This window comes from Mesorhizobium sp. M0293 (assembly GCF_040321735.1).
GTDB lineage: Bacteria > Pseudomonadota > Alphaproteobacteria > Rhizobiales > Rhizobiaceae > Mesorhizobium.
The window spans coordinates 1-15,124 of the sequence record NZ_JAMYSA010000005.1 but is presented as its reverse complement, the minus strand read 5'-3'; the positions used below and the strand labels follow the sequence as shown (position 1 = coordinate 15,124).

At 62.6% G+C, this 15,124-nt stretch carries 17 protein-coding genes; 6 read left to right on the top strand and 11 right to left on the bottom strand.

Annotated elements, in window-relative coordinates; genetic code table 11:
• The first annotated feature begins 102 nt into the window (after positions 1 to 102).
• Positions 103 to 621 carry a GNAT family N-acetyltransferase gene (locus tag NKJ06_RS03325; RefSeq protein WP_352629088.1) on the top strand — a complete coding sequence of 173 codons (519 nt, stop codon included), beginning with the start codon at positions 103 to 105 and terminating at the stop codon, positions 619 to 621.
• Positions 618 to 1,646, top strand: a complete 1,029-nt coding sequence (locus NKJ06_RS03320) for a histone deacetylase family protein (RefSeq protein WP_352629090.1) — start codon at positions 618 to 620, stop codon at positions 1,644 to 1,646. Before NKJ06_RS03325 ends, NKJ06_RS03320 begins: the two co-directional genes overlap by 4 nt.
• Positions 1,647 to 1,664: 18 nt before the next feature.
• On the opposite strand, the gene NKJ06_RS03315 is transcribed toward NKJ06_RS03320, so the two are convergent.
• The 3 genes from NKJ06_RS03315 to NKJ06_RS03305 all read right to left on the bottom strand — a co-directional run bounded on the left by NKJ06_RS03315 (position 1,665) and on the right by NKJ06_RS03305 (position 4,648).
• Positions 1,665 to 2,930, bottom strand: a complete 1,266-nt coding sequence (locus NKJ06_RS03315; RefSeq protein WP_352629092.1) for a cysteine desulfurase-like protein — start codon at positions 2,928 to 2,930, stop codon at positions 1,665 to 1,667.
• A 50-nt stretch (positions 2,931 to 2,980) separates the two neighbouring features.
• Positions 2,981 to 4,048 carry an aldo/keto reductase gene (locus tag NKJ06_RS03310; protein ID WP_352629094.1) on the bottom strand — a complete coding sequence of 356 codons (1,068 nt, stop codon included), beginning with the start codon at positions 4,046 to 4,048 and terminating at the stop codon, positions 2,981 to 2,983.
• 117 nt (positions 4,049 to 4,165) lie between these two features.
• The gene (locus NKJ06_RS03305; RefSeq protein ID WP_352629096.1) at positions 4,166 to 4,648 is read right to left on the bottom strand and encodes a hypothetical protein; all 483 of its coding nucleotides are present in this window, start codon (positions 4,646 to 4,648) and stop codon (positions 4,166 to 4,168) included.
• 408 nt (positions 4,649 to 5,056) lie between these two features.
• On the opposite strand from NKJ06_RS03305, the gene NKJ06_RS03300 reads away from it, so the two are divergent.
• The gene (locus tag NKJ06_RS03300; protein ID WP_352629098.1) at positions 5,057 to 5,221 is read left to right on the top strand and encodes a hypothetical protein; all 165 of its coding nucleotides are present in this window, start codon (positions 5,057 to 5,059) and stop codon (positions 5,219 to 5,221) included.
• A gap of 61 nt (positions 5,222 to 5,282) precedes the next feature.
• On the opposite strand, the gene NKJ06_RS03295 is transcribed toward NKJ06_RS03300, so the two are convergent.
• Positions 5,283 to 5,789: a DUF1993 domain-containing protein gene (locus NKJ06_RS03295; RefSeq protein WP_352629100.1), complete on the bottom strand. Its 507-nt coding sequence runs from the start codon at positions 5,787 to 5,789 to the stop codon at positions 5,283 to 5,285.
• 138 nt (positions 5,790 to 5,927) lie between these two features.
• Between NKJ06_RS03295 and NKJ06_RS03290 the strand changes: the two genes are divergently transcribed.
• On the top strand, positions 5,928 to 6,980 hold the full coding sequence (locus NKJ06_RS03290; protein ID WP_352629102.1) for a DUF1176 domain-containing protein: 1,053 nt from the start codon (positions 5,928 to 5,930) through the stop codon (positions 6,978 to 6,980).
• 27 nt (positions 6,981 to 7,007) lie between these two features.
• Here NKJ06_RS03290 and NKJ06_RS03285 read toward each other — a convergent pair whose 3' ends face one another.
• The 7 genes from NKJ06_RS03285 to NKJ06_RS03255 all read right to left on the bottom strand — a co-directional run bounded on the left by NKJ06_RS03285 (position 7,008) and on the right by NKJ06_RS03255 (position 13,527).
• The gene (locus NKJ06_RS03285; protein WP_352629104.1) at positions 7,008 to 7,859 is read right to left on the bottom strand and encodes an alpha/beta hydrolase; all 852 of its coding nucleotides are present in this window, start codon (positions 7,857 to 7,859) and stop codon (positions 7,008 to 7,010) included.
• Positions 7,860 to 8,107: 248 nt separating this feature from the next.
• Complete coding sequence (locus NKJ06_RS03280; RefSeq protein ID WP_352809091.1) at positions 8,108 to 9,718, bottom strand: NTP transferase domain-containing protein; 1,611 nt, start codon at positions 9,716 to 9,718, stop codon at positions 8,108 to 8,110.
• Positions 9,715 to 10,419, bottom strand: a complete 705-nt coding sequence (locus NKJ06_RS03275; protein ID WP_352809089.1) for an XdhC family protein — start codon at positions 10,417 to 10,419, stop codon at positions 9,715 to 9,717. Before NKJ06_RS03275 ends, NKJ06_RS03280 begins: the two co-directional genes overlap by 4 nt.
• Before the next feature lie 6 nt (positions 10,420 to 10,425).
• Entirely contained in the window at positions 10,426 to 10,764 is a 339-nt protein-coding gene (locus NKJ06_RS03270; protein WP_352629110.1) for an XdhC family protein, read from the bottom strand.
• Between the two features lie 61 nt (positions 10,765 to 10,825).
• The gene (locus NKJ06_RS03265; RefSeq protein ID WP_352809087.1) at positions 10,826 to 12,070 is read right to left on the bottom strand and encodes a vWA domain-containing protein; all 1,245 of its coding nucleotides are present in this window, start codon (positions 12,068 to 12,070) and stop codon (positions 10,826 to 10,828) included.
• A gap of 3 nt (positions 12,071 to 12,073) precedes the next feature.
• Positions 12,074 to 13,003, bottom strand: a complete 930-nt coding sequence (locus NKJ06_RS03260) for an AAA family ATPase (protein ID WP_352602640.1) — start codon at positions 13,001 to 13,003, stop codon at positions 12,074 to 12,076.
• Positions 13,000 to 13,527, bottom strand: a complete 528-nt coding sequence (locus NKJ06_RS03255; protein ID WP_352629114.1) for a flavin reductase — start codon at positions 13,525 to 13,527, stop codon at positions 13,000 to 13,002. The genes NKJ06_RS03260 and NKJ06_RS03255 overlap by 4 nt, the downstream gene beginning before the upstream one ends.
• 181 nt (positions 13,528 to 13,708) lie before the next feature.
• On the opposite strand from NKJ06_RS03255, the gene NKJ06_RS03250 reads away from it, so the two are divergent.
• Together NKJ06_RS03250 and NKJ06_RS03245 are read left to right on the top strand one after the other, a co-directional pair.
• Positions 13,709 to 14,782, top strand: a complete 1,074-nt coding sequence (locus NKJ06_RS03250) for a branched-chain amino acid ABC transporter substrate-binding protein (RefSeq protein ID WP_352629116.1) — start codon at positions 13,709 to 13,711, stop codon at positions 14,780 to 14,782.
• On the top strand, positions 14,782 to 15,124 hold a 343-nt coding region (locus tag NKJ06_RS03245; RefSeq protein ID WP_352809086.1), incomplete at its 3' end, for a P1 family peptidase. The genes NKJ06_RS03250 and NKJ06_RS03245, both read left to right, overlap by 1 nt.

Sequence of the window (15,124 nt, the reverse complement as noted above, 5' to 3'; positions counted from 1 at the left end):
CAACGCAGATGATTGGCGAAAGCCGTGGCAATATCCGATCTCCCCCCTTGAGGGGGAGATGTCCGGCAGGACAGAGGGGGGTGCCTTGGCGCCATACCTGTCTTGACCAGCCCAACAGCAGACGAAATCGTCCTCCGTCCCGGCAATATCGACGACGTCGCAACTATCCACGCGGCGATCCTGAAACTCGGCACCCACATCGGCGCGCCCGAGGAGATCATCTCGACGCATGACGATCTCAGAACTTACGGCTTTGGCGAGAAACGCGCTTTCTCCACCCTGATCGCCGAAGTCGGCGGCAACTTTGCCGGGCTCTGCCTGCATTTCCCCATCTTTTCGACCTGGATGGGGCGGCCTGGTGTCTATGTGCAGGACCTCTATGTCGAGGACCGTTTTCGCGGCCGCAAGATCGGCGAGCGGCTGCTGCGGCACGTCGCGGCACAGTGCCGGAGAGAAGGCGGCGTCTATCTCCGACTATCCGTCGATACCGACAATGAGGGCGCCAAAGCGTTCTATGAAAGGCTGGGCATCGCCTGGTCGAGCTACGAACAGACGCAGAAGATCATCGGCCAGGCCTTCTTTGCCTTCGCCGACTCGGCCGAAAATGGGGAGCAGGTATGAAGGCCTTCTATGCGGAGGAACAGAAGCGCCACGATCCCAAGGCCTTCCTGTCGAGCGGTGCCGCGAAGCCCAATCCGGAACAGCCTGAACGCGTCGAGAGATTGTTAGCCGGCGCAAAATCTGCCGGCTGTGCCATCGACCGGCCGCGCAATCATGGGCTCGGTCCGGTCGCGGCAGTGCATACGCCGGAATATCTCGACTTTCTTGAGCACATCTACACGCGCTGGCAGCGCATCGACGGTGCCTCAGCTGAAGTGATCCCCAACATCCACCCGATCGCGCGCAACGGCTCCTATCCAGCCTCGGCCGTCGGTCAGGCCGGCTATCACATGGCCGACACCGCCTGCCCGATCTCGGGCGAGACATGGCAGAGCGCGCTGTGGAGTGCCTGGAGCGCGGTCGAAGCCGCTGAAGCGGTGATGGCAGGCGCGCCGGCCGCCTACGCGCTGTGCCGCCCGCCCGGCCACCATGCCTTTGCCGATGTCGCCGGCGGCTTCTGCTTCATCAACAATTCGGCGGTCGCCGCACAGACCTTGCGCAGGACGGCGTCGCGGGCGGCGATCCTCGACGTCGACCTGCATCACGGCAATGGCACGCAAGGCATCTTTTACGCGCGGCCGGATGTGCTGACCGTCTCGCTGCATGCCGATCCGGTGCGCTTCTATCCGTTCTTCTGGGGCCATGCCGACGAGCGCGGCGAAGGGCCTGGCCTCGGCTACAATTTCAACCTGCCCTTGCCGCGTAAATCCGCCGACGCGTTGTTTCTGGAAGCGCTCGAGGTGGGGTTCCAGCGCATCCGTGCCTTTTCGCCAGACGCGCTGGTCGTGGCGCTCGGCCTCGATGCGTTCGAAGGCGATCCGTTCGGCGGACTTTCGGTGACGACACCTGGCTTCTCGCGCATCGGCGAGGCCATCGCAAAGCTCGGCCTGCCGACGGTCATCGTCCAGGAGGGCGGCTATCTCTGCGACGAACTCGGCGACAATCTCACCGCGTTCCTCACCGGCTTCGGCGGAAAGACGCGGTGACCTCGTTGCGACAGTGCGTCAGGGTCGTTGCTGCCTGAGCATGGCGATCACCCGGTGCACGCTCTCCAACGTCTCGTCGATTTCGGCTGTAGTGTTGTAGTGGGCGATGCCGATACGCACGACGCCTTGCTCGGCAGGAATGCCGAGTTGGTGGACGATCTCCCAGGCGTAGTTGTGGCCGGACCATAGGAAGATGTTTTCGGCGTTCATCTGCCGCACGATCGTCTCCGGCACGATGCCGTCGACGGTGAAGGACACCGTCGGCACGCGCTCGCCAATCCGCTTCGGATCGGTGATGCCGTGGATCGTCAAGCCCTCGATATCGGACAGGCCATCGATCAGCTGTTGCGCCAGCGGGTTTTCGTAGGCGATCGAGACTTCAAATGCCTTGGCGATCTTCTGCCTTCGCGATCCACCCTCGCCCGCTGCCGCGCCAAGGTCGGCAAAGTAGTCAACCGCGGCCGTGAGACCGGCCATCAACTCGATTTGCGGAGTGCCTAGTTCGAACCGCTCCGGCAGCCCATTCGACGAGCAGCGGCATTTGTAAGGTTTCAGGCCATCGATGACGTCGCGCCGCCCCCACAAAATGCCCATGTGCGGACCGAAGAACTTGTAGGCCGAGCAGATCAGGAAATCGCAGTCGAGCTCCCTGACGTCGATCAGGCCATGCGGAGCGAACTGCACGGCGTCGACATACACCAGCGCACCGGTCTGTTTCGCGATGGCGGTCAGCGCCTTCACCCGGTTGATCGAGCCGGTCAGGTTGCTGGCATAGTTCAAGGCGACCAATCGCGTCCTGCCTGAAAGCAGGCTAGCCAGCGTTGCCTCTTCGACCTGCCAGCTCTTTTCATCGAACGGCAGCCAGCGCACGACGAGCCCGAGATCCTCGGCCAGTTGCAGCCAGGGCGAGACGTTGCCCTCATGGTCCATACGGGTGAGGATGATCTCGTCGCCGGGCTGCATGGTGCGGCCGAGCGTGCGCGACATGTGATAGGTCAGCGTCGTCATATTGGCGCCGATGATGATTTCCTCGGGGCTCGCCGCACCGAGGAAATCGGCCATCGCCTGATGCGCGACGTCGACGACAGCTTGCGCGGCAATCGTCGTTTCGAAATAGCCGCCGAGGTTGGCATTGGTGGTCAAAAGACAGCGCGACACCGCATCCGCCACTGGCTGTGGTACCTGCGTGCCGGCAGGGTTGTCGAGATAGATGCGGCGACGGCCCTTGTCGGTCAGGGAAAGAGCCGGAAACTTTTCACGCACTGTCTCAACCGGAAAATTCATTGTCGCTCGCTCACTTGGAATTATCGAGTATTCGGCCACATCCAATCCGTTCAAGGACAGGGATTGCCGACCCGCTGGTGGATCGCATCCACCGCCTTCTGCATCTCTTCGGTCCAGACGATTTCCACGGAAGACAGCGCTAGGTCGAGCTGCGAAATGGTCGTCGCGCCGACGATGTTCGAGGTGACGAAGGGCCGGCTTGAGACATAGGCATTGGCAAACAATGCCGGCTCCAGGCCAAAGGCGCGCGCCAGCTCATTGTATTCGAGCTGCACTTGCGCCGCGTTGGGCGTCTCATAGCGCTGGCCACGATTGAACAGCTGCGAGCGCGACCCTTGCGGGCGCGCGCCATGATCGTATTTGCCGGTCAGATAACCCTGCGCCAGCGGCGAATAAGGAAGCAACGACACCTGCTCGCGCTCGCAGACCTCGGCGAGGTTCACCTCGAAGGTGCGGTTGACGAGATTGTAGGCGTTCTGGATCGACGCGACGCGCGGGCCAATACCCTTTTCAGCCTCGGCAAGGAACCGCATCACGCCCCAGGAACTCTCGTTCGACAGGCCGAAATGGCGGATCTTTCCCGCCTTCACCAGTTCGTCGAACACGGCAAGCGTCTCGGCGATCGGTGTTTCGTCGGCCGGTGCGCCGACAGAATCGGCGCGCGGCGATACGGCGCCGATGCGCGTCGAATTGGCGCCCCAGGGAATGTCCCGTTCCGGCCAGTGGATCTGGTAGAGGTCGATGTAGTCGGTGCCGAGCTTGGCCAGCGACTTGTCGATGGCGTCAAAAATATCGGCGCGCACCAGTTGCGACGGCCTGTCGCCGCGAAACCAGCTGTTGGCCGTGCGGCCGACAACCTTGGAGGCCAGGATCACCTTGTCACGGTTGCGGTTGACCTTCATCCAGCTGCCGATGATCTTTTCGGTCCGCCCTTGCGTCTCCGCTTTGGGCGGGATCGGGTAGAGTTCGGCGGTGTCGATGAAATTGACGCCGCGTGAAAAGGCGAGGTCCATCTGGGCGTGGCCCTCGGCCTCGGTGTTCTGCTGGCCCCAGGTCATGGAGCCCAGGCAGATCTGGGTAACAAGAAGATCGGTCCGACCGAGACGGCGTTTGTGCATGGAATTCTGCTCCGGAGGAAAAGCGTGCGCGGCTGCGCGGGGAGTAAGCCCATCCTACGGAAAGCAGAGGCACTCTCCAAGCCTCGCCAGGCCGACTTTTGCGTGAACCAGCGGCGTTTAGCGGCGAGCGCCGGCCACCGCACGCCGCTTGGCCTCGTCGATCAGCATGTTAGCCACCTGCATGCGGATCATAGCGCGCTGGCGCAGATGCGGGGCGACACGGTCGGGATGGTTGGCAAAGGCAAAGCTGCGGCGCATGCGGCCGAAATCGGCGATTTGCTTGGGCTGATTGAGGCCAAGTTCGACCGCGATGGATTCCGGATCGATCGGCGGCAGCTTTTCCTCAGGCTTTGGCTCCTCGCCGGCAAGAGCCAGTTTGGCATGATCGAGCAAGGCGGCGAATTCGGTCGCCAGATCGGCACCGGCCTCGCGATATTCGCTGGCAAAGCTGCTGCCAGAAACCTTGATACGGCCGGAATGGAGTTCATCGGCCACCGAGAGATAGTCGAACGGGATGGATGGACGAGCGCCGGCCTCTTCAATCCCGTCTCTCCCAATCTCGCCGCCCCTGTCGGAAGCGACGAAGAGGTCGTCGAGCAACGAAGCGAAATCCCGCTTGGCGCCAGTAGCGATGTCAGCCTCCCCCTTGCCCGACCGTGCAAGCCTCAGAGCTTAGAGCCGGCTCGTTAAAAATGCATGCCACCGATCTTAACGAATTTAGCCGTCGCGCAGGCTAGCCTCTTCGGCCTCTTCAGCCTCCTCAACCCCAACACAAAAAGCCGGACTGCACTTTCATGCAGTCCGGAATTCGCCAGGAGTGGCGAGGAAAAACCGGCCATGTAGCCAGCATTCAAGGCTACGATGCGCGTCGCGCAAAAGTTTCTGTCGATTAGGGAAATGGCGAAAGAAATTCGCCAAGACATGGCAGGCATGCAAATGCTGCACTGCACAATTGTCACGATTCACCTATATTGGCGGCTGTGGAGGACCAATTAAGGGGCTTGAATCATGGGTTTCTTCACTGAAATGTTCGCCCGGCCGCGGCCGCAGGAGCATCTGAGATACCGTTCGGCGCTCGCACTGCTTCATTCGATGAGCAGTGCCGACCGCGCTGACATCGGTATCAAACCCGCCGATTTTCCGCGCATTGCCCGCGAAATGTCCATTCGCTAACTGCCGTCGGAGTCGTCAGATGTCCCGGATCAGTCCGGGACATCTCGAAGACCTCAATCCTTTACAGCGCGCCCAGGAACGTCGCCTTGCCCAACGGCACGCCATTGTGGCGAAGGATGTCGTAAGCAGTGGTGAGGTGAAAATAGAAGTTGGGCATGGCCACATGCAGCAGATACTGCATGCCGGGCATCGAGCTTTCGCGTCCACCAAGCTTCAATTCGATGATCTTGTCGTCGGAGCCGTCGAACTCGGCAGCCGAAAATGACGCCAGAAGATCCAGGGTCTTCGTGATGCGGGCCTGGACATCGGCGAAACTCGCCTCATTGTCCTCGTATTTCGGCACCTCACGGCCGGCGAGCCGCGACGGCGCGCCCTTGGCATGATCGGTGGCGATCTGCACCTGCCTGGTCAAGGCGAACATGTCTGGCGCTAGCCGCGCCGTCAAAAAAACCTGCGGGTCGATCTTGCGGTCAAGCGCATTCTGTTCGGCGGTCGCAAGCACATTGGAAAGCGCTTTCAGCCTGACCGAAAACACGGGCACGGATGCCTCATACATCGATATCGTCACGTCAAATCTCCCTGTCCGGCCGAACGCCAGCGGACGCGACGTAGCGCCTTCGCGCACGATTCTTCAAGACCGCCGGCGCTGCGTCACCACGTTGCCGCAATCGCCATAGTAGAATCTCCTATCGAGCGGAGATTCCCGATGAGACGCGCCCTTCTCGCAGCGACTGCCTTTCTCTCCCTTGCCCCGATCGGCCAGACGACATTGGCCGCCGAAGATGCACCCGAAGCGCCCTATGTCGACGACCGGTCGAGCGCCGATGCGGTCGTCCGCTCGCTCTACAGCGCCATTAGCCGGCACGAATTCGCCCGCGCCTGGGGCTATTTCGGCGATACGAAGCCGGCAAAGGATTTCGACAGTTTCGTCAAGGGTTATGACGGCACAGACAAGGTCGAGGTCGCCACCGGTGCTGTTTCGGACGAGGGTGCGGCCGGCAGCATTTTCTACAACGTCCCGGTCGCCATCCGCGCCACCGACAAGAGCGGCGGCGAGAAGGTCTTTGCCGGCTGCTATACGCTGCGCCAGGTGAATGCCCAGATCCAGGCCGCGCCGCCCTTCGATCCGATCCACATCGAAAAAGGCGCGCTTAAACCCTCCACCGCCGATTTCGAAGAGGCGTTGCCGCCAAGCTGCGGCGACGGGCCGCCGCCGCCGAAGAAGGACACGGCATTGGAACAGGCCAAGAAGGCGTTTCTGGCGACGTATGGCGACCAATGCGACAAGCAATTCCTGGCCGATGAGCCGGAGGTCTTTTCGATCAAGTACAAGGACAAGAATGCGCAGCCCGGCGATCCTGACAAGGAAACGCGGCTGTTTCATTTTTCCTGCTCGGCCGCAGCCTATAATGAAAGCTCGATCTACTACATGACCGACGAGGTCTCGGGCGTACAGCAGTTGCAGTTCGCCGAACCCAAGATGGACATCCGCTACGAAAACAATGACAGCGACGGCAAATTACTGGGCATGAGCATCATCGGTTTCCAGACGACCGGCTGGGCGGTCAATTCCGACTATGACGAGAATGCCCACACGATCACCACGTTCAACAAATGGCGCGGCATCGGCGATGCGTCCGACGCGGGGACATATCTGTTCCGGAATGGCAATTTCTCGCTGGTCCAGTTCGACGTCGATGCGTCCTATGACGGCGAGGAAAATCCGCAGACGGTTGTCGACTACAACACTCCGCCGTGAGCCCGTACGGGCTTCCCGCGGTGTCGATCAAGGTGCCTTCGACAGCATCCAGTTGAGTGTACCGCGCCAGTCGGTCATGCGGATCGGCGTGCCATGGGTGCCGGTCTCGAAACGGACGAAACGCGTCGGATAAGTGTTCGACTTGGCCAGGATCGAGCGAAAGAAGGCTTCCTGCTTTTCCACCGGGAAAACCACGTCGTGGCTGCCCTGGCCGAAGAAGACCGGTACGCGGCGCTTGAAGGCTGGGCTAGTGAAAAAGCTCTCGTCCCACAGCGAGCCGAGCAGCAGCAAGCCGTTGATACGGCCGCCGGTGTCTTTGCGGGCAGCAAGCTTCCAGCACAGGGCGCCACCCATCGAGCCGCAGGCGACGAAGATTTTCGCGCCCGGCGATTGTTCGACATAGTGATCAATCAGGGCCGCCACCTGAGCGGCACCGGTGTCACCGAAATCGGAAAAATCCGGACTGAGGTAGAGGCCGCCATTGCCGGCCATCAGATTCTTGAGCCGGTTGAAATTGCCTCCGAAGGTGAAGTCGTCGACGCCCTGCTTGCGGCTGCCACCCTGCCCGTGCAGATAAAGCACGATGATACCGGCGCCCTCGGTCTTGCCGACGGCGACATGCCTGACATCGCCGGCATCGGTCTTCAGGAGCAGATCCTGCTGCACCTTGCGAACGCTGGTGTCGGTGTATTGAGCGTTCACCCGGCGCTCGGGCACCTGGTCACGCTGGTTGATGTCGCGCATCTCGCGGTAGTCGATGACGATGTAGGCACCATTGGTGTCGGACGACAGCGTGGTCGGATAGGCGAAGAGATCGTCCTTGAAGGGTTTTAATTCGAGAGCATTGGCGTGGGTGGCTGAAGAAACCAAGAAAAGCATTGCTGTGAGGAACGCGCGGCACGCCCCCCTCTGGCCTGCCGGCCATCTCCCCCTCAAGGGGGGAGATTGGATGCGCTTTCGGTTTTCGCCAATTTCCAAGGCCGCAGGATGGACGCTTCCATCGAAACTGCCGATCTCCCCCCTTGAGGGGGAGATGGCCGGCAGGCCAGAGGGGGGTAAATGCGCAAACGCAGAGGGAAAGAAACGAAAAGACATGGCCAAGGCATGCGTTTTTCGGCTTGGGTTTGTCAATCCTGCAGCACGCCGCCGGCGCCTTCCAGCGCCTCGCGGGTATCGACATCGACAGACGCCGCCGCGCCGATCTCAACATCGATGACATCGAGCCCTTCGGTCTCGACCAGATGGCGTGCGCCGGTGTCGCCTTCCAGATGGGCGATCGCCGGAAACAGCGAGCGCGGCAACAGCACCGGGTTGCCGCGCTTGCCGTCATGCGAGGCGCGAACCACCGAATTGCCGCCGGCCTTGCGGAAAGCTTCGATCAACCTGTCGAGGTCGTCGGACGCAATACCCGGCATGTCGCCGAGAACGATCATCACGCCGGCGGAGTCTTCCGGCAGGTACGCAATGCCGGCTTTCAGCGAGGTGGACAGGCCCTCAGCAAAGTCGGGGTTGTCGGCGAAGGTCACGTCGAGGCCCGCCAGCGCGGCGCGCACCCGCTCGCGCTGGTGGCCGGTGACGACAATTGTGCCCGATGCCTTCGAGCCGAGCGCCCGCTCAGCAGTGCGGCGCACCAGAGGCTTGCCGTCGAACAGCGCCTGGAGCTTGTTCGGCCCCCCCATGCGGCTCGACCGGCCGGCCGCCAGCAGCACGATGCCGACCTTGAGCTGACTTTTGGCCGGCAGCGGTTCGCGCGGCTGCGGCCGTGTCGGAATTTCCATCAGCAGCCCGCCGACGCCCATGCCGGCAATGTCCTTGGCGGTCACATCAAGGCCAGCGATCAACCGGTCCAATACCCAATCGAAGCCGTTCTCCTTGGGGCTGCGGGCGCAACCGGGTGCACCAATGACGCGCTTGCCGTCGAGCGTGCCCAGCACCAGCAGGTTGCCGGGGTCGACAGGCATGCCGGCGCGGATAACGGTACCGCCCGCCCTCTCGATCGCCGCCGGAACGACATCGGCGAAATCGCTCATCGCCGAGGCGCCGAAGATCACCACCATGTCGTTGTCGCGCGCCAGGGAGGCCGCGGCTTCCGCCACCGGTGCGATCTCATGCGGCGTGCGGCGCTCCGCCGTCAGCCTGCCGCCGGTGCGGCCGAGCCGGGCTTCGGTGACGCGCAGCGTCTTGTCGAGTACGGAAGGCTTGATGCCGGGCAGAACCGTCTGGATGACGCCGACACGGACCGGCTGGTAGGCATTGACGGCAAAGATCTCACCACCGGCGCAGATTTTTGTCGCGGCGTCGACCAGTGCCGAACTGACCGCGAAGGGGATGATCTTCACGGTCGCGACCATTTGGCCTTTCTCGACCGGCGCATGCTGCGCCAGCGTGGCGATGGTGATGGCCGGATCGATGGCATTGATAGCGTCGATGACAGCATTATCGACAGTGAAGATGCCCGACGCTTGGGCATGGAGATTGACCCGCCCGGTCGCGGCCGACCTGGCCTCGATGCCGCGAAAGGCCATGCTGTCAGCGATCGCCTGCGCGGCGGCATCCTCGCCGAGGTCGTCGGCGGCCAGCACCGCCGCAACGACTTCAGAAATGCCGGCGGCCCGCAGCAGCGCGACATCTTCGGCGCTCAACCTGTGCGCCTTGCGAAAGCGGCGTTCACCAGCCGTGGTGGCATGCGCCAGCACCGCGCCTTCGGCCGTATCGATCGGGATCGGCCCGAACTTCACGCTGCCGCGCCTTTAACTTCCACACCGCGCGAGCGAAAGGCATGGATCGCTTGCGCAAGGACCGCAACGGCGATCTCGGCCGGGCTGGCTGCACCAATATCAAGCCCGATCGGCGCATGAATACGCGCAATCTGGTCGGCGCTCGCGCCCAGCGCCAGCAGGTGTTCGACCCGCTTGGCATGCGTCTTCCGGCTGCCAAGGGCGCCAACATAGAAACAGTTGGCGTCGAGCGCGATCTTCAGGGCGAAATCGTCGATCTTCGGATCATGGGTAACGGCGGCCAGCGCTGTATAGCTGTCGAGTGGCTGACGCTTCAGCACGTCCTCGGGCCATTCGGCATGGAGCGCGACGTCTGGAAATCGGTCCGGCGTGGCGAAAGCGGTGCGGGGGTCGATGATCTCTACGGGGTAACCGGCGATTTTCGCCATCGGCGCCAGCGCCTGGCTGATATGGACAGCGCCAATCACGACCAGACGCGGCTGCGGCAGATGCGCATTGAGAAAGAAGGTCCGCCCCTCGGCCTCGACCGAACCGGAATTGCCAGTGCGAAACGCCCTGGCGATCGCGGCGCCGCGATCGCCAGCGACCTGATCGCCCTCACGCACGATGCGGTTGCGACCGTCACCGAGATCAGTGACCAGGATCGCCGCGCGGCGAGCGCGGCGTTCGGCGTTGAGCGTTTTCAGCGCATAGGGATCCATCCGAGATCAGCCGAGCCTTTCGACATACACCTTGATGCGGCCGCCACAGGACAGGCCGACCTGCCAGGCGGTTTCGTCGGCAACACCGAACTCAAGCATTTTTGCCTTGCCGCTGTCGATGACGTCGATCGCCTCGGTGACAACAGCGCCTTCGACGCAGCCGCCCGAGACGGAGCCGTGGAAATTGCCGTCGGCGTCGATGACCAGATGGCTGCCTGCGGGTCGGGGCGCGGAACCCCAGGTCTCGACCACTGTCGCGATGGCCACGTCCTTGCCGTCCTTCATCCAGCCCTCTGCGATGATCAAGGGGTCGCGGGCCTCATCCAGATAAATGCTGTTTTCCATGACCGTTTTTCCAGAAGTCTGTTTTTCTCGAGGATCTGTTTTTCGGATGAGAAAGATATGGTTATGCGGCGTGCCTCGCGCCAGCCTCCAGCCATCGGCGCGGATCGACCGACTGTGCCGATTTCTTGTCCAGCGACGCGCAGAGATCGGCGAGCGCATCGAGATTGTGCACCGAGCGGAATTCGTCGACATGCGGCAGCATCGCCATGACGCCACGGGCGCGCGCCTGAAAACCGTCGAAACGCAGCAATGGGTTCAGCCAGATCAGCCGCCGGCAGGATTTGTGCAGACGCTCCATTTCCTCCGACAGGCCGGCGACATCGTCGCGCTCCAGCCCGTCGGTGATCAGAAGCACCACCGCGCCCTGCCCCAGCACGCGGCGCGACCATATCAGGTTGAACTCGGCCAGCGTATCGCCGATGCGGGTGCCGCCTGACCAGTCCTTGACCGCCGCCGAGCAGTCGGCAAGGGCGGCATCGGGGTCGCGATGGCGCATCTGCCGGGTCAGGTTGGTGAGCCGGGTGCCGAAAACAAAAGTGTGCACGCGCCGGCGTTTTTCGGTCAGCGCATGCAGGAAATGCAGGAAGATGCGTGTGTACTGGCTCATCGAGCCGGAAATGTCGGCCAGCACCACCAGCGGCGGATGGACTTCGCGGGCTGAACGGAATTTCGGCAGGATCAATTCGCCGCCTGTGCGCGCTGCCGAACGCATCATGGCGCGCGGATCGATGCGGCGGCCATGCGCATCAGCCTTGAAGCGCCGCGTCCGCACCATGTCGAAAGGCAGCCGCAACTGCGCGATCGCCTTCTTTGCGTCGGCCATCTCGGTCGCGTTCATCTGGGCAAAGTCCTTGCCGCGCAGCACCTCGTTGCCGGAAAAGGTGAAGCGGGCGTCGACCTCGATCTCAGGGATTTCCTGAGCCGGCTGGTTCTTCTGGTGGCCTTCGAACATCGCCTGGCTGACACGGTTTTCGGGTGTGCGGGGGTTCTGCTGTTCCCTGTTGTCGGGCGCCACGGGCGAAAACATCGCCAGCATCTTTTCGATCAGCTCGCGCGACTTCCAGAACAGCCGGAAGGTTTCGTCGAAAGTGGCGTGATCCTCATGTCTGGACACCAGCACGGCGTGCAGCGTCCAGTAGAAATCGTCGCGCGAACCGATGCCGGCGACGAGCACCGCTTCGATGGCATCCTTGACCGAGGCGGGCCCGACCCGCATGCCGGCCTTGCGCAGAGTGCGGGCGAAATAAACGATATTGTCGGCGATCCGCCCGTCGGCCTTCGCTTGTTTCGGTTCCTGGATCGGCATCGCCTACTCCGCCGCCGAAAGCTCGGCCTTCACCTCGTTGAGGATGCGCCGGCCTTCGCCCTGTTCGATGCGGGCAATGTCGTCCTGGTATTTCAACAGCACGCCGATCGTGTCGGAGACGGTTTCAGGATCGAGCGCCACCTTGTCGAGCTCGGTCAGCGCGCCGGCCCAGTCAATGGTTTCGGCAACGCCCGGCACCTTGAACAGCTCGATCTGGCGCAGCTTCTGGATGAAGGAGACCACTTCGGCCGAAAGCCGCTGGTTGGCTTGCGGCACCTTGCGGCGCACGATCTCCAGTTCGCGCTCAGCATTGGGATAGTCGACCCAGTGATAGAGGCAGCGCCGCTTCAGCGCATCGTGGATCTCGCGGGTGCGGTTGGTGGTGATGATGACGATCGGCGGCTCGTCCGCCTTGATGGTGCCGAGTTCAGGCACCGTCACCTGGAAGTCCGACAGGATTTCGAGCAGGAAGGCTTCGAACGCCTCGTCGGTGCGATCGAGCTCGTCGATCAGGAAGACCGGAGCAGCCCCGGCCTTGCCGGTCAGCGCATCGAGCACCGGGCGGCGGATCAGATATTTTTCGGAGAAGACGTTGCGCTCCATCGCGGAGCGCTCGACCTTGCCGACCGCCTCCTCCATGCGGATCTCGATCATCTGCGCGGCGTAGTTCCACTCATAGACGGCGGACGAGACGTCGAGGCCTTCATAGCACTGCAGGCGGATCAGCCGACGGCCGAGCGCCTGCGCCAATACCTTGGCGATTTCGGTCTTGCCGACGCCGGCCTCGCCCTCGAGGAACAGCGGCCGCTTCATGCGCAGCGACAGGAACAGCACGGTCGCCAGCGACCGGTCCGCTACATAGTCCGCGCCGGTCAGGAGATCGAGCGTCTCGTCGATCGTCCGCGGCGCGGCGCGCGGTTTCAGCTCGGTCATTCTTTCTCCGTGAACGCCGCCGCTCCGCTTTCCAGAACGTGGTAGCCGCGGGCGTGGTAGATCAGCGGCCGCAAATTATCGCCCATCCGAAGGCCTGTCACCTTGCCAAAAAGCACACGATGCGTGGCCAGGTCCTTGGTGTCGATCAATTCGCAGTCGAACACGGCGAGCGCGCCCTTCAGAGTTGGCGCGCCGGTGGAGATCTCGTCCCATTCGCCAAGCGCGAAGCGCTCCTCGACCGGCAGGCCGGTGATGCCGGAAAACCCGATCGACAGCGGCTCCTGGTGCGAGGCCAGCGTGTTCAAGGCAAATTTGCCGTTTTTTACGAACGGCTCATTCTTGGGATTTTCACGGTTGAGACAGACCAGAATGGTCGGCGGTGTATCCGACACGGAACAGGCCGCAATCACCGTCGCACCGCGCTTGCCGGCCGGCCCATCGGTGGTGACAACATGGACGTGGCCGGCAAAATGGCTCATGGCGTCGCGGTAGGCCTGCGGCCCAATTTCGTTCTTCTTCAGCACCGTATATTTTCCATGGTCAGGATCCTACCGACATATATGGCCATACATAGCCTGCCACAAGCGAAGTGCTTGAGCCATATCCCGAAATTCGCGTGTTGCACCAAGGTCGGGCAGGCTTTAGGTCTTGGCGATAAATAGGTGCCAGCAGCATAAGACCGGCACAGAGGACCTCATCGCTCGAATGCGACCCAGGACAAGAACGATAGCGGCGCTGTTCTGGCTGTTTCTGGCCAGTGATGCGAATGCCCAGACGCTGGTGGTCGGCGTCTCAGCGTCTCTCTCTGGACCATCGGCCATTCTCGGCAAGCAGATCGAGGCCGGCACCGGTCAGGCGGCCCTAGCAAACGGCATAGAACTCAAGATCGTGGATGACGCCTGCACTGCGGACGGAGGCGCTGCGGCGGCCAGGGAATTCGTCGCAGCCAAGGTCAATGTCGTGGTCGGATTCCTTTGCACCGAGGCGATCGAGGCGGCGATGCCGATCCTGAAGGATGCCAACATTCCAGTCATTACCGTTGGCGTGCGAACCGAAAGCCTGACCGACCGCCGCGTCAAGACCGGCTGGCCGGTCTATCGTCTCGGGCCACGCGGCGACGATGAGCGTAACGCCGTCGCCTCCACCCTCACCCATCTGTGGCAAAGCGAGCTGTTCGCCGTCATCGACGACGGCACCATCTATGGCCGCGAAATCGCCGAGACGTTGCGGGCGGCCGCCGAGCAGGCAGCGCTGAAACCGGTATTCGTCGACACGTTCCGGCCGCAGCTCGACAATCAGATCGGCATGATCGGCCGGCTGAAGAAGGCCGGCGCCACGCATGTGTTTGCCGGCGGCGACGGCGACGACATAGCCATCATGGGCCGGGATGCAGCACAGCTCCAGGCCGGCATCGTCTTTGCCGGCGGGGAGAACCTCCGCACACCGACCGGAGACGTGCCCTATGCCGTGGGAACATTGATGATCGCACCGCCGGAATGGGCCGATGTCGCCGACCCCAAACTATTGTCGGCCTTTGCCACGCAGAAGGTCGTGCCCGACGGTTATACGCTGCCCGCCTACGCGGCTATCGAGATCGCCAAAACGGCGTCAACCTTGTCCGAGGGCTCGGGCAAGCCACTGACCGAGGCCCTGACCGGACAGGATTTCACCACTGCGATCGGGCCGATCCGCTTTGATGCAAAAGGCGACCTCAGCCAGAGCCCCTACCGCGTCTTCCGATTCGACGGCACGCGCTTTGCGCCTTTGGAAAGCAACTGATGTTTCGCACCGGCCCGCGCAACCTGATCACCGACGTTGCCGGACTGCGCGTCGGCAACGCGTCCGATGCCAAGCTGAAGTCCGGCGTGACGACCGTGCTCTGCGACGGACCGACGGTGGCCGGCGTTCAGATCCTGGGCGGCGCGCCGGGCACCCGTGAGACCGACCTGCTCGAACCGCACAATTCGGTCGATGTGGTGCACGCCGTGGTGCTTTCGGGCGGTTCGGCTTTCGGCCTCGACGCTGCATCCGGCGTGCAGGCGGCGCTGCGCGAACGCGGCATCGGCCTGGAGGTCGGAGGCTGTCGCGTGCCGATCGTGCCGTCGGCGTTCCTGTTCGACC